Origin of the sequence: Winogradskyella ursingii (assembly GCF_013403975.1) — a bacterium.
Lineage (GTDB): Bacteria > Bacteroidota > Bacteroidia > Flavobacteriales > Flavobacteriaceae > Winogradskyella > Winogradskyella ursingii.
Window position 1 is genome coordinate 272,423 of sequence record NZ_JABFDH010000002.1, and the last position, 14,702, is coordinate 287,124.

11 protein-coding genes and 1 tRNA gene are annotated in these 14,702 nt (G+C 35.5%); 4 read left to right on the forward strand and 8 right to left on the reverse strand.

The window, feature by feature from the left end; all coding sequences use genetic code 11:
* Positions 1-68: 68 nt before the first annotated feature.
* Positions 69-1,364 carry a c-type cytochrome gene (locus HM983_RS04965; RefSeq protein WP_179344752.1) on the reverse strand — a complete coding sequence of 432 codons (1,296 nt, stop codon included), beginning with the start codon at positions 1,362-1,364 and terminating at the stop codon, positions 69-71.
* 210 nt (positions 1,365-1,574) lie between these two features.
* Between HM983_RS04965 and HM983_RS04970 the strand changes: the two genes are divergently transcribed.
* The gene (locus HM983_RS04970) at positions 1,575-1,949 is read left to right on the forward strand and encodes an SPOR domain-containing protein (protein ID WP_179344295.1); all 375 of its coding nucleotides are present in this window, start codon (positions 1,575-1,577) and stop codon (positions 1,947-1,949) included.
* Positions 1,950-1,963: 14 nt separating this feature from the next.
* Here the strand turns inward: HM983_RS04970 and HM983_RS04975 are convergent, their stop codons facing one another.
* From HM983_RS04975 to rimP, 4 genes are all read right to left on the reverse strand, one after another.
* Positions 1,964-2,965 carry an O-fucosyltransferase family protein gene (locus HM983_RS04975; RefSeq protein WP_179344296.1) on the reverse strand — a complete coding sequence of 334 codons (1,002 nt, stop codon included), beginning with the start codon at positions 2,963-2,965 and terminating at the stop codon, positions 1,964-1,966.
* Positions 2,966-3,049: 84 nt separating this feature from the next.
* Positions 3,050-5,752, reverse strand: a complete 2,703-nt coding sequence (infB, locus tag HM983_RS04980; RefSeq protein WP_179344297.1) for a translation initiation factor IF-2 — start codon at positions 5,750-5,752, stop codon at positions 3,050-3,052.
* Positions 5,753-5,845: 93 nt separating this feature from the next.
* The gene (gene nusA / locus HM983_RS04985; protein WP_179344298.1) at positions 5,846-7,078 is read right to left on the reverse strand and encodes a transcription termination factor NusA; all 1,233 of its coding nucleotides are present in this window, start codon (positions 7,076-7,078) and stop codon (positions 5,846-5,848) included.
* A 12-nt stretch (positions 7,079-7,090) separates the two neighbouring features.
* Complete coding sequence (gene rimP, locus HM983_RS04990; RefSeq protein WP_179344299.1) at positions 7,091-7,555, reverse strand: ribosome assembly cofactor RimP; 465 nt, start codon at positions 7,553-7,555, stop codon at positions 7,091-7,093.
* A gap of 154 nt (positions 7,556-7,709) precedes the next feature.
* Here rimP and HM983_RS04995 point away from each other — a divergent pair, with 154 nt between their 5' ends.
* The gene (locus HM983_RS04995; protein WP_179344300.1) at positions 7,710-8,534 is read left to right on the forward strand and encodes a universal stress protein; all 825 of its coding nucleotides are present in this window, start codon (positions 7,710-7,712) and stop codon (positions 8,532-8,534) included.
* 169 nt (positions 8,535-8,703) lie between these two features.
* On the opposite strand, the gene HM983_RS05000 is transcribed toward HM983_RS04995, so the two are convergent.
* Positions 8,704-8,776: transfer RNA gene (locus HM983_RS05000), tRNA-Gln, on the reverse strand.
* A gap of 152 nt (positions 8,777-8,928) precedes the next feature.
* Here HM983_RS05000 and HM983_RS05005 point away from each other — a divergent pair.
* Both HM983_RS05005 and HM983_RS05010 read left to right on the forward strand, forming a co-directional pair.
* Positions 8,929-12,333: a glycosyltransferase family 117 protein gene (locus HM983_RS05005; RefSeq protein WP_179344301.1), complete on the forward strand. Its 3,405-nt coding sequence runs from the start codon at positions 8,929-8,931 to the stop codon at positions 12,331-12,333.
* Between the two features lie 6 nt (positions 12,334-12,339).
* A complete protein-coding gene (locus HM983_RS05010) occupies positions 12,340-13,014 on the forward strand; it encodes a polysaccharide deacetylase family protein (protein ID WP_179344302.1) in 675 nt (224 codons plus the stop codon).
* Positions 13,015-13,034: 20 nt separating this feature from the next.
* Here HM983_RS05010 and HM983_RS05015 read toward each other — a convergent pair whose 3' ends face one another.
* Both HM983_RS05015 and HM983_RS05020 read right to left on the reverse strand, forming a co-directional pair.
* A complete protein-coding gene (locus tag HM983_RS05015) occupies positions 13,035-13,331 on the reverse strand; it encodes a thioredoxin family protein (protein WP_179344303.1) in 297 nt (98 codons plus the stop codon).
* A 106-nt stretch (positions 13,332-13,437) separates the two neighbouring features.
* On the reverse strand, positions 13,438-14,667 hold the full coding sequence (locus tag HM983_RS05020) for a metallophosphoesterase (RefSeq protein WP_179344304.1): 1,230 nt from the start codon (positions 14,665-14,667) through the stop codon (positions 13,438-13,440).
* Positions 14,668-14,702 lie beyond the last annotated feature (35 nt).

A 14,702-nucleotide genomic window follows, 5' to 3' on the forward strand; every position in this document is an offset into this window, starting at 1 on the left:
TTGATTTACGTTTTACGATTTCGTTTGCCTTAAACTGTCGCAATCCGTCTATCTTAATTCTTTAATTTTTAATAATGACATTTTCCACATTCTAATCCACCCATCTGTGCAGCCGTTAACTGATCTACACCATATTTTTTGGATAGCTCTTCGTGAATTTTAGTATAATATTCGTTATCCTGTACTTTAACATTTGTTTCCCTATGGCAATTGATACACCAACCCATAGTCAAAGATGAATGTTGATACATTATTTCCATTTCCTCAACTGGTCCGTGACAGGTTTGACACTCTACACCTGCAACAGAAACATGCTGCGAATGATTGAAATATGCAAAATCAGGCAGGTTGTGTATCCTTATCCATTCAACTGGTTGTGTTTTTCCAGTATATTGTTGTTCTGCAACATCCCAGCCCACTGCTTTATATAATTTTTGAATCTCTGCGTTGTAATCTACACCATATTCATTAAGTCCCTCTGCTTGCACCTCATCTGCTACTTGACCGATTGACTTATGGCAATTCATACAAATATTGAGTGATGGAATCCCGGAATGCTTACTAACTCTAGCTGATGAGTGGCAGTATTTACAATCTATTGCATTTGTGCCCGCATGAATTCTATGTGAGTAATGAATTGGTTGTACAGGCTCGTAACCTTGGTCGACCCCAACCTGCATTAAATAACCATATACAAAATAAGCACTTGCCAATAAAAGGAAAATTGAAGTCACTAAAACCAAGAATTGGTTCTGTACAAACGCTTTCCATATCGGAGTTCCTTTTTCTTTAATTGGTCTATCGACACCTTTTTCTTCCGCAAATCGATTTAATGTGCGATTTACCAAAATTAAGGCTCCAGCTAACAAGGCAAACAAAAGTGCCAATGCGCCTAAGATTAGATTATTTGAAGCACCACCTGTGCCACCTCCACCATTAACAGCAGGTCCTTCAGCAACAACAGGTTCAGCTTTTGGCTGAGCCGTGTAGGCCAAAATATCAGTAATATCCTGATCGGTCAACGTTGGGAATGCCGTCATGGCAGTCTGGTTGTACTCTTCGTAAATTTTATTAGCATAAGCATCACCAGATTTAATCATGGCAGCACTATTTCTAATCCAAGAATTCAGCCACTCTCTATCCAATCCCTCTTCTTCAGCAAGCCTAGATTCTACATTACGCAATGCAGGACCAGTCATTTTGTTATCTAACTTATGACAAGAAGCACAATTAGTGTTAAAAAGCGACTTTCCGTTAGTTGGATCGCCTTCTTGAGCTGTAAGTGAGGTTGAAAACGCGAATAATAAAATAAGACCTAAATGAAGAATATTTGAGGCTAATTTTCGGTAGATCACCTGTTTCATATTATGAGTTGAATTATCTTCTAAACTTTGGTACGATTTTTTCATTAAAAATGTAAAAAAAGATGTTTGTAAAAACTCATGCAAAAGTAAGATATAAAGTCGATTTTAGAAATGTTACAGAACTGTTAATAACTAATTTATACCAATTCTAAATAACATTTTTCGCACAATATCGTTGAATAACATACCTTTGTAATTAAACTCAGAAACATGACCTTAAAAACCACATATTTAGCCTTAGTAGTTTTCTTTTTCAGCTTAACTCTAAACGCACAGAAAGGTGAAGTTAAAATTATCCAAGATAGCGATATTGATAAATTATTAGAATTTAAGAAAGACATAAAAACGTCTGATATTTATAAAATTCAAGTTTATCAAAGCATCGATCCCGATAAGGCGCAAAGTGCTAAAGCGAATTTTTTGGATTCTTATAGTGAGTGGCCAGTGGATATTGTTTGGAATACACCGAATTATAAGGTTTGGGTAGGAAATTTTGCCACACGTTTAGAAGCTGATAGAGCTTGGGCCAAAATAAAAAGGAAATATATGAATGCGATAATCTTTCAGCCTAAATCGCATAATTAGTAACATTAAAAGTGCTACATTAGTTTTAGTTTCCACTTAATTACTTTGATCAATAACGGCAAGAAAGGTCGACGTCTTACAAATGCTTTTCTTTTATCTGTTGTAATATCTTCATAATAACATTTAACGAATCGTAAAGGGATTTTTTTGAACCTGTTGCTTGAGCTATGCATGCTATAGTTAGAAATGGCATAGTTTTTTTCAGTTGTATCTTTTATATTATAAAATGGAGATGAGTCATTAAAAGTTCTTATTGATATATCACAGTTATCTACCACATACATTTCTATAGCAAAAAGTAAATAATTATCTGTAATGGATTCTAGTAAATGACTAAACTCATGGTGTGAATGAAACTTTGTTTGATCAATTTTATAATTTTTATCGTTGGTGCAGTAAAAAACAGAATTGTAATCGAAATCTTTCATTTTTTTTATGATGATACTTTGACTCATACTCTCTCGGAGTTTCTTATTAAGCCTATCACCCCTTCTCAAATGCAAGCCTATAGTTGGCCTTTCTAAACTATTTAATATCTCATCACCAATGCGTTTTACTTTAACCGGAGCTTCGACCATAGGTATGACGAACTTAACCCCAACACCATGATAGAGTTTCGCTAGCTTAAAGGTATCATAAGTTTTCTTAAGATTCCAGAAGTTATCAGTGGCTAAAATTCGTATCACTATTTTTACGGGAGAATCGTAGTTGAATGGATGGTCGTTTATTTTTAGAACATCATTTGTATCAACATCATTATAAATTTTAAAAAAGTTTTCTTCTAAAATATAAGGGACATTTAAATTATCGATGCTGAGATACTCATCAATAAGGTAGCTTTCTACCAAACTACCTTGGTTGTGTTGAGCACCTAATACAAATTTAGGTAAAACCGCAGTCCTTCCGCTTAATTTTGCTTCAGCCAATAAAATCATTAGACAAGAGCGTCTATCGAGAAGCCCCTCTCCAAATCGTTTGGCAGATTGATAATATAAATATTTCGGGTTTTGCGACACCACTTTTCTATTGATCAAAACACAAAAAAAACCTGCTAGAATTCAGTGAACATCTAGCAGGTCTATTATAATTTTAAAACATTTCTATTTTAATTTTTTCTTTACCTCAACTTCTTGGAATGCTTCAATCACATCACCTATTGCGATATCATTGTAACCTTTAATTTGCATACCACAATCGTAGCCTTTAGAAACCTCTTTCACATCGTCTTTAAAGCGCTTTAATGCAGCAAGTTCTCCTGTATGCACCACTACACCGTCTCTAATAATTCGTATTCCCGAATTCCTAAAGATTTTACCACTCATTACCATACATCCTGCAATATTACCGATTTTTGAAACTTTAAATATTTCCCTGATTTCGGCTGTACCCGTTACCTCTTCCTTAACTTCTGGAGATAACATGCCTTCCATCGCGTCTTTAAGATCGTTGATAGCTGCATAGATAATTGAATAAGTTCTGATATCAATTTCCTCTTTATCAGCAATCATTCTTGCATTACCAACTGGTCTTACATTAAATCCTACGATAATTGCATCTGAAGCTGTCGCTAATAACACGTCGCTTTCAGTAATTGCACCAACACCTTTATGAATGATGTTTACTTGAATTTCTTCCGTAGATAATTTCTGGAAAGAATCTGTTAATGCCTCCACAGAACCATCCACATCACCTTTAAGAATAATATTCAATTCTTGGAAGTCACCTAAGGCGATACGTCTTCCAATCTCATCAAGTGTAATATGTCTTTGCGTTCTAACCGATTGCTCACGTTGTAATTGTGTACGTTTAGTCGCAATTTGTTTAGCTTCACGTTCGTCTTCAAATACATTGAACTTATCACCAGCTTGAGGTGCACCATCCAAACCAAGAATAGATACTGGTGTAGCTGGACCAGCTGATTTTACATCGTTTCCTCGCTCATCTTGCATGGCTTTTACCTTACCGCTATTTTTCCCGGCCAAAACGTAATCACCTACTTTTAATGTACCTGCTTGAACTAAAATAGTAGAAACGTAACCTCTACCTTTATCTAAATAAGCCTCGACAACCGTTCCGCTTGCTGCTTTATTTGGATTTGCTTTCAGTTCTAATAATTCTGCTTCTAGCAATACTTTTTCTAATAATTCTTTAATGCCAGTTCCAACTTTTGCAGAAATATCATGGGATTGAATTTTACCTCCCCAATCTTCTACTAAAAGGTTCATGCCTGCCAGCCCCTCTTTTACCTTTTCTGGGTTGGCATCTGGCTTATCTATTTTATTAATAGCGAATACAATAGGTACTCCTGCTGCTTGAGCATGCGATATGGCCTCCTTAGTTTGTGGCATTATAGCATCATCTGCGGCCACAACAATAATAGCAATATCCGTAACTTGCGCACCACGTGCACGCATTGCCGTAAAGGCCTCGTGACCAGGTGTATCTAAGAATGCAATTTTTTGACCGTTCTCTAATTCCACTCCATAAGCACCAATGTGCTGAGTAATACCTCCTGATTCACCAGCAATAACGTTTTCTTCACGAATATAATCCAGTAATGAAGTTTTACCATGGTCTACGTGACCCATCACTGTTACAATTGGAGCACGTGGTTCTAAATCTTTTGGATCGTCATCAGCTTCTTCGAATGACTCTTCGATATCTGCTTTAATAAATTCCACGTCATATCCAAATTCTTCTGCAACAATAGCTAAGGTTTCTGCATCGAGACGCTGATTCATAGTTACCATCATACCCAAAGACATACATGCCGATATAACTTGAGTTACACCAACATCCATTAAGGTAGCCACCTCACTAACTGTTACAAATTCTGTAACCTTAAGCGTTTTACTTTCTGCCGCTGCAATCTCTTGATCAATTTCTGTTTGCTGACGATGTTGGTCTCGCTTTTCTCTACGATACTTCGCGCCTTTACCTTTATTAGATTTACCTTGAAGCTTTTCTAAAGTTTCGCGGATTTGCTTTTGAACATCTTCCTCGCTTGGTTCTTCTTTTACTGTACGACCTCGAGCAGGACCTCGTCCTCTATTTCCGCCACCACGTCTATTATCGTTACCTGATCCAGATTTTCCTGCGTCGGCACCACCTTTACTAATACGACGTCTTTTACGCTTGTTCTTATTATCTGTGTCAGTTTTTTCGTCTTTCTTTTTCTTAGGTTTCTTAAATTTTGAAAGATCGATTTTTTCACCAACTGGTTTTGGACCAGAAAGTTTTTTGTACTGAGTTTTTAAAGTTGCTTCTGCTGGCCCTCCATCGTCATCTTCCTTAGCTAATTTTTCTTTTCTGCTTTCAACCTTTTTTGTTTCTTCTTCAATTTTGGTTTCTGGCTTCTTTTTTACGGGCGTTTCAGCTTTAGGTTCAGTCTTAGCTTCTTTTTTGTCTTCTACTACTGGCTTGGTGACTTCTTTTTCTTCAGCTTTTGGCTTTTCTTTATCAAGCTCAATTTTACCAACCTGTTTAGGTCCACTTAATTCAGCTTTAGCCTTAACAACTGCTTCTCTTTTAGCGTCTCTTTTTTGCTTCTCTTCAATTTCACGTTCACGCTGCTCACGAAGTTCTTCTTTTTCCTTGAGTTTCGCCTCGCTGACTTCTTGCGCTTTTTCACGCTTAGATGCATCTGTCTGAAATTCATCAGATAGCGTATCGTAAACGTCTTGCGAAATTTTTGTATTGGGACTTTTCTCTATCTCTATGCCTTTGGATTCTAAAAAATCTACTGCACGATCGAGAGAAATATTTAATTCCCTTAATACTTTATTTATTCTTGTTTGAGCCATAAATTGCCTGTAATATAACTTAAATATATGTGATACCTATTCAACTTCAAAATGATGACTGAAAATCATATTGAAAATTTGATTTAGGTATTATTATTCTTCAAATTCTTCTCTAAGAATTCTTATAACATCTAAAATTGTTTCTTCTTCTAAATCAGTACGTTTCACCAAATCTACAACATCCTGCTCCAAGATACTTTTTGCAGTGTCAAGACCAGCTTTGCTAAATTCTTCAATTACCCAACCTTCAATCTCATCTGAGAATTCCTTTAATTCTACATCTTCCTCTGCACCTTCTCTAAAGACATCAATTTCATAACCTGTTAGTTGACCAGCCAAACGAATATTGTGACCTCCTCTACCAATGGCTTTTGAAACTTCTTCTGGTTTTAGCAGTACCTCTGCACGCATATTCTCTTCATCTAATTTTAACGAAGTGACACGTGCTGGACTTAATGCTCTAGTTACAAATAGTTGAATATTATTGGTGTAATTAATCACATCAATATTTTCATTACCTAACTCACGAACTATTCCGTGGATACGCGATCCCTTCATACCAACACAAGCTCCAACAGGGTCAATTCTATCATCGTAAGAATCTACTGCTACTTTTGCTTTTTCTCCCGGTATACGCACTACCTTCTTAACAGTAATTAACCCATCAAAAACCTCGGGAATTTCCTGTTCAAATAATTTTTCCAAGAATAAAGGTGATGTTCTGGACATGATGATTGCCGGCTTACTTCCTTTTAATTCTACACTTTCAATAATACCTCTTACATTTTCACCTTTACGGAAAAAATCTGAAGGAATTTGCCTGTCCTTCGGGAGGATGATTTCATTACCATCATCGTCCAAAAGAATGATTGCTCTATGACGAATATGATGAACTTCGGCCGTATAAATTTCGCCTTCTAATTCCTTAAAGTGCTTGTATATGTTTGTATTGTCGTGTTCATGAATTTTAGAAATTAGGTTTTGTCTCAATGCTAAAATTGAACGCCTTCCTAAATCTATCAATTTTACTTCTTCTGCAACGTCTTCTCCTACCTCAAAATCTGGTTCAATTTTTTGTGCTTCAGATAACGCTATCTCTTGGTTCGGTTCTTCCACCTCACCGTCTGCAACAACGATTCTGTTTCTCCAAATCTCCAAATCACCTTTATCTGGATTGATGATAATATCAAAGTTATCATCATCACCGTATTTTTTCTTTAATGCACTACGCAACACATCTTCGAGAATCGCCATTAGGGTGACTCTATCTATTAACTTATCGTCTTTAAATTCCGAAAATGACTCAATTAACGCTACATTTTCCATAATTGATATGAATTAAAATTTAATTTTAACTTTTGCTTCTTTAATATTGTTAAAAGCCACTGCGACTTCCTTATTTACTGTTACTTTTCCCTTACCTACTGGTTTTGGCTCTCTAGTTTTCCACTTTAAAACAACACCATCTTCTGTTACCTCGCCAAGCTTTCCTTCTAAATTTTCTCCATCATTGGTTTTTACCTCCATATCTCTACCAATGTGCTTGTTATACTGCCTTGGCAAAACCAATGGTGTAGTGGCACCTGAGGACAAAACTTCGAGAGAAAAATCATGCTCATCCCGATCGATATTATGCTCAATGGCTCTGCTTATAAAAATGCAATCTTCTACCAAAACTCCTTTATCTCCGTCGATTATAATTTTGATAGCATTATCTGGTGAAAAGCTAAAATCTATAAGAAACAAATCTGGTCTTTCATCCAGTGCTTTCTGCAATAAATCCTCTACTGTATTCCTTAACATTTTTTAGTATAAAAAGAGGGGACTTTTAGTCCCCTCGTCTATTTAATTTTCGTAAACAACGGTGCAAATATACAACATTTTAATTTATTCTCCCAAGCTTACTAAAGTGGAATTATTTTATTAACTTTAATAGGCAATCTCAAAATCTATAAACATGCATAAAATTTTAGTCCCGACTGATTTCTCAGAACAAGCAGACAACGCCTTAAAAGTTGCCGCAATGCTCGCTAAAAAGCATAATGCAGAAATCTATTTGTTGCACATGATGGAAATACCAATGCAGCAGATAGACCCGATAAATGCGCATAGCGACGTGCCCGAAGCTTTATTTTTTATGAAATTGGCACACAAAAGATTTGAGGATTTAATGTCTAGTGATTTTCTCGAAGGCATTACAGTTCACGAAACCGTAAAAGCAGATATCACTTTTAATGAGATCAAAGAAACTTGCAAGGAATTTGATATTGATTTAATTGTGATGGGCTCACACGGTGCTTCTGGATTAAAGGAAATGTTTATTGGTTCTAATGCTGAAAAGGTCGTACGGACATCAGATGTACCAGTTCTAGTTATTAAAAATGAGCATAAGACTTTTGATATTTCAAAATTTGTATTTGCCTCGGATTTTCAAAATGATAATAAAGAAACCTATTTGCAAGCGGTGAAATTTGCTAAAATGTTTGGTTCAAAAATTCACTTACTTATGGTGAACACTGCCAATAACTTTCTCACAAGTTACGATGCAATGGCGAGGATTAACGATTTTATTTCAGGACAGGATTTTAAAAATTATACCATTACCATCCACAACGATCTAAGTGTGGAGCAAGGTATCCTTAATTTTTCTTCGGAAATTGATGCAGATTTAATTGGTATAAGCACACATGGACGACAAGGAATTGCCCACTTTTTTAACAGTAGTATCAGTGAAGACCTTGTGAACCATGCGTCCCGCCCAGTTATTACCTTTAAAATTTAAACTTATATCCTATGCATAAAAAAATCCTCATTCTTAAAAAACAAGGATTACAAATTCTATTGGCGCATTAGGCATCACGTTGACTTCGCTCAACATGATCGTATTGACACAACCATCAAAATATTAAAATTAAAAATCCCAATCAAGTTAATGAAAGGGATTTTTTTTGTTGGCCCACTAGGTCTCGAACCTAGACTCTTTGGTACCAAAAACCAACGTGTTACCAGTTACACCATAGGCCAATCTCTAAAAATTGAGAGTGCAAATTTAGAACAAACTTTTATTTCGACAAAAAAAAATAGCAAAATAATTGAAATTACTTAACGTTAACTTAAAAACTTAGGCGTTATCGTAATAATTAGTAAATTCGCCAGCATTATTATACAAGGTTTTCATGGCAGATTTTAACTTTAAGAAGTGGAATACCATCTTGGGATGGTTTGTTTTTGTGATAGCACTAATCACATATGCGCTAACAGTTGAACCAACTGTAAGTTACTGGGATGCTGGGGAATATATTCTAACATCTTCAAAATTACAAGTTGGCCACCCACCTGGAGCTCCACTTTTTCAGATGTTAGGTGCTTTCTTTTCAATCTTTACTTTTGGCAACAAGGAATATATTGGCATGATGATGAACATGATGAGTGCCGTAGCCAGTGCATTTACCATTCTGTTTATGTTTTGGACCATCACCTTACTACTTATTAAAATGGTGAAGTACAAAAAAGATTCAAATGTAAATAAAGCGTACGCTATTCTAGGAAGTGCGTTGGTTGGCTGTTTAGCATTTACATTTACAGACTCATTTTGGTTTAATGCGGTCGAAACCGAAGTTTATGCCATGGCAACATTAATTATGGCGATTATGTTCTATCTCGCGTTGCGTTGGGAACAAGATATGCATAAGCCACGAGGCAATCGATGGCTTATTTTAATTGCTTTTGTTATTGGTTTATCTTTTGGTGTTCACTTTATGGGACTGCTAACAATTCCTGCAATTGGTCTCATTTATTATTTTAAGAACTACAAAGAAATCACGGTTAAGAACTTTATAATTGCCAACATAGCTTCAGCTGCTATTCTACTTTTCATATTTAAACTTTTATTGCCATCTACCTTAAAACTATTTGGTTATTTAGAAGTGTTTTTTGTAAATTCCATCGGGTTGCCGTTTAATTCCGGAACAATCATAGCAGGCTTGTTAGTAATTGCTTTGTTTTATTTTGGCCTTAATTATACACGTAAGAAGAACTATAAACATATCAACACTTTAGTCCTTAGTTTAATGTTTATTTTTATTGGTTTTTCATCATGGATGATGTTGCCAATAAGAGCTAACGCACATGTGATTATTAATGAAAATGATCCTTCTGATGCACGTGAACTTTTGGCTTATTACAACTTAGAACAATATCCAGAAACCCATTTGTTTTACGGCCCACAGTTTACCGAAGTCTATTCGGGTCAAGACGAGGACAATCCCTATGTTGACGATAAGAAAAACTACGAAAGAGACGAAGAATTAGGGAAATACGTTATTCTAAACGATTGGGAAAACAGTAAGCAAAATTACAACCACGAGCATGCTTCCCTGTTGCCTAGAATGTGGAGTACTGAGCATGCCGAAAATTATATGATGTTTACTGGTCTTATAGATTTTAAACTAGATCCAAATTTTCAAAACAATGCCTATAGAGAGGCCCTTAACGCTGGACTCACTGAAGAGCAGGCCAGTCAATATTCTGTTCAAGAAAAAAGGAGATTCGATAAAATAATCTCTGATTTTAGAATGCGTGTTGCCAATGGCGAAATTGATTACGAAGACTACGACCAATTTTTGAGACGTTATGGACAGCAATATTTTGAGGTAGAAAAACCTTCATTTATAGACAATTTGGCCTATATGTTTCAGTATCAATTTGGGTATATGTATTGGCGTTATTTTATGTGGAATTTCGCCGGAAGACAAAATGACATCCAAGGTAAGTATGACGATTTTAATGGCAATTGGATTTCAGGAATTAATTTTATAGATGAATTACACATAGGAGTAACCCAAGATAACCTTCCAACAGACGCAAAGGAAAACAAAGCTCGCAATACTTATTATTTTCTGCCATTACTATTGGGGCTTGTTGGATTTTTCTTTTTACTAAAAGCCGATAAAAAACGCTTTTGGGTACTAGTGGTTTTCTTTTTACTAACGGGTTTAGCTATTCAGTTTTACACCAATGTCAGGCCTTTTGAACCTCGTGAGCGTGACTATTCCGTAGTGGGTTCATTTTATGTATTCTCAATATTTATTGGTTTTGGAGTGTATGCCATTTACGACCTTCTCAAATCTAATATAAAATCAAAATTATTAGCACCAGCCATTACACTGGCCTGCATAATAATTGTGCCTGGTGTTTTGGCAGCAAACAATTGGGACGACCACGATCGTTCAGGAAAATACACGGCAAATGCCATGGCCCGTAAATATTTAGAGTCTTGTGCACCTAATGCCATATTGTTTACTATTGGAGACAACGACTCTTTTCCTTTGTGGTATTTACAAGAAATTGAAGGTGTAAGAACCGATGTCCGCGTGGTGAACACTAGCTTATTTCAAACAGCTTGGTATATTGACCAAATGAAGCGTAAAGCTTATGAGAGCGACCCTATTCCATCTCAACTTACACATGAGCAATACAGAGATGGCACAAGAGATTTTATTATTTATCGTGAAATAAATGAGAAAATCGCCAATGACACCTTAGATATCGGGTCGTTTATGGATTTTATCACGAGCGATAAGCCTAACACCAAATTTAAATTTGTAGTTGAAAAAAGTGGAGAGGATCCAAGAGGTTATCCAAGTGGACTGTTAAATTCTAATTACTTTCCTACAAAAAACATAAGCATTCCAGTTAATAAAGAAAAAGTGTTACAAAATGGTATTGTTAAACCAGAGGATGCGGATAAAATTGAGGATAACATTTATGCTACAATTACTAGCAATTACATATATAAAAACCGCTTATTAATGCTAGATATCCTTGCTAATAATAATTGGGAACGTCCAATTTACTTCACAGGTGGAGCATTTGGAAATGAGGATTATATTTGGCTCAAAGACTATTTACAGTTAGACGGTATGTGCTATAAATTAGTACCTATAAAAACACCTGTAGATAGAGCTAACCCTTACGATATGGGACGTGTTGATGCAGATTTGATGTACGAAAAAGTAATTGAATGGGATTGGGGCGGAACTGATGAAGATATCTATCACGATATTGAAACTAGACGCAATGGCATTACTTACAGAGGTAATTTAGCACGATTAATTGAGCAACTTATTAACAACGACCAATTAGATAAAGCTGAAGAAATCGCTGACCTAGCAATGGAAAAAATGCCTGTGGATAAGTTTGGATATTACACATTATTAGAGCCATACATCAGTGCATATTATGAAATAGGTAAAGTTGAAAAAGGTCGCCAACTTTTTAAGGATGTGTCCAAGAAATATCAAGAAAACCTGGTTTACTTCAGCAGTATGTCTTTGAAAAATCAGAATGAATATATTGAGGAAATTTATCTAGACATTCAACGCTATCGTGCTCTAGTTGATGTATTAGTGATTTATGACGACAAGGAATTTGCCTTAGAAGAAACCAAAAAATTCAATGACTATTTAAGTTTGTTCGATCGATTATTGGGTCAGCCAGAACCAGAGGAAACGATAGTACCAGATGATTTGGATATCAACGATTTTATTAATGATAGTGCTAACATTTCACCTGAACAATAGACATAGATGCAAATTATTCCGGCAAAGACACCTGGGTTTGTAAAGACACTCTTCCCTAACTTTGTATGGAACATCAACACAGATAAAAAAGAACTATATCTGACCTTTGACGATGGTCCAACACCTGAAATTACTGAATGGGTTTTAGACAATTTAAAAAGTTATAATGCTAAAGCCACTTTTTTCTGTATTGGTAATAATATCGAAAAGCATCCCGCTATTTTTCAAAAAATCATAGATGAAGGACATACGGTTGGTAATCATACCTACAACCATTTAAAAGGTTGGAAACATAAGACCAAAAATTATGTTGAAGATGTTGTTAAATCGCAAGATTTGATGAATTCCCTATTCATTAATCGTAATTCTTCAATCACAAACCTTTTTCGTCCTCCCTATGGCAAATTTAAAAGCAACCAGAGTAAAAAAATAATGGAGTTGGGATATCGCATCATATTATGGGATGTACTTTCCTACGATTGGGATAAAACAGTTAGTGAAAAATCTTGTCTGGAAAACGTAACCTCAGCTGCCAAGGAGGGTAGTATCGTTGTGTTTCATGATAGTTTAAAAGCATCACGAAGTTTAAAATATACTTTACCGAAAGTTTTAGAATATTATAATGAAAGAGGATTTGAGTTCAAAAGTTTAAATGCTCATCATTTTAAAAACAATTTATAGGATTCCTGCTACCGCAGGAATTAGACATACTCTTGAATAATGTCAATAAGCGTATCAGCATCCTGCTCACCACTATGTCTCCATTTCATTTCACCATTTTTGTAGATAATTAGTGTTGGCAGACCCTTCACTCGAAGTGCTTCGGCCAAATCCTTATTTTTATCTACATCTATTTTTATAACTTTTGCTTTATCGCCTAGGGCGGCTGCAACATCTCTAAGTACGGGATGCATAGCTATGGATTGATCATTCGATTCCGTGTAGAAGTCTAATAGTACAGGAATATCGACATCTATTAATTCCCCAAATTTTGACATACGTTGTATTTTTAATCAAACGTGTTTTACAAATCCATGTAAATTTTTTTATTAAAAACCTATCTGGTTTGTAACTACCATTATAAAAATAAGCAATTGTAAGTAATTATGCTTCTTTTTTACCTCTTTTGAGTTCTATGACCGTAATTTCTGGCCAAATACCCACACGTCCAGGATAACCTAAATAGCCAAATCCTCTGTTAACGTTAATAGTTTGTCCCAATTCCTCATAAATACCTGCCCAATGTTTATAACGCCATTTTACCGGACTCCATTTGATCCAACCCGGAATTTCTATGCCGAATTGCATACCGTGTGTATGACCGCTTAATGTCAAATGGTAATGATAGTCATCTTGTATCACCACCTCATCCCAATGGCTTGGGTCGTGGCTCATTAATATTTTAAAATCCTTAGGATCAATATTTTCTGCCGCTTTCTTTAAGTCACCTGATTTTTTGAAACCACCTTTTCCCCAGTTTTCAACACCTACCAAAGCGATGCGCTCTCCATTTTTTTCTAGATAGCGACTTTCATTCAACAACAAATCGAAACCAATTTCTTTTTGAATCAATTTTAAATCTTCAAGATTTTGAGCTTTTTCTTCTTTTGAAGGCCAATCTACATAATCGCCATAATCGTGATTACCGAGCACGGAAAATTTTCCGTCTTTGGCTTTTAACCTTTCAAAAGTTTTCTTCCAAGGTAGCATTTCCGTAGCCTTATTATTTACCATATCACCTGTAAACAATAGTACATCGGATTGTTGCTCGTTCACCAAATCAACAGCATATTCAATTTTCGCTTTATTATCAAAACTTCCTGAATGTATATCACTGATTTGTGTGATTCGGTAACCGTCGAAAGCTTGTGGCAGATCTTCAAAATGAAGCGTATATTTTAATACTCTAAAATTGTATTTTCCTTTATACATACCGTATAACAAAGATGTAAACGGAATGGCGGCTAAGCCCAAAGCAATCTGACTTACAAATTTTCGTCTTTCTGGTATATAAAATACCTCGCGTTTTGCTATAAACCTATCATAAACACCAAACACACCTCGAATGATATCTTCTAAAAATAGTATGGGAACCAAAACCAAATTAAGTGCCATAAACGACAGTAGAAAACCAAAAGCATAACTTTTAATCGGACTCAACACACGTCCTTCTGATGCTCCAGTAAATTGATAGATAAAATTACCCGCAACAATTATGGCCACACCTATATAAAAATAGTGTATCCAAGAGTGTTTTGTTATCGTTTTTATAGCTTGAAAACCATAAAGCGTAAGCAAAATATAAACGATTGCAAAAATTATCCAGCGTGTCATAAATGGAATTTAAGGTGCAAATTTAGTGAACGAAA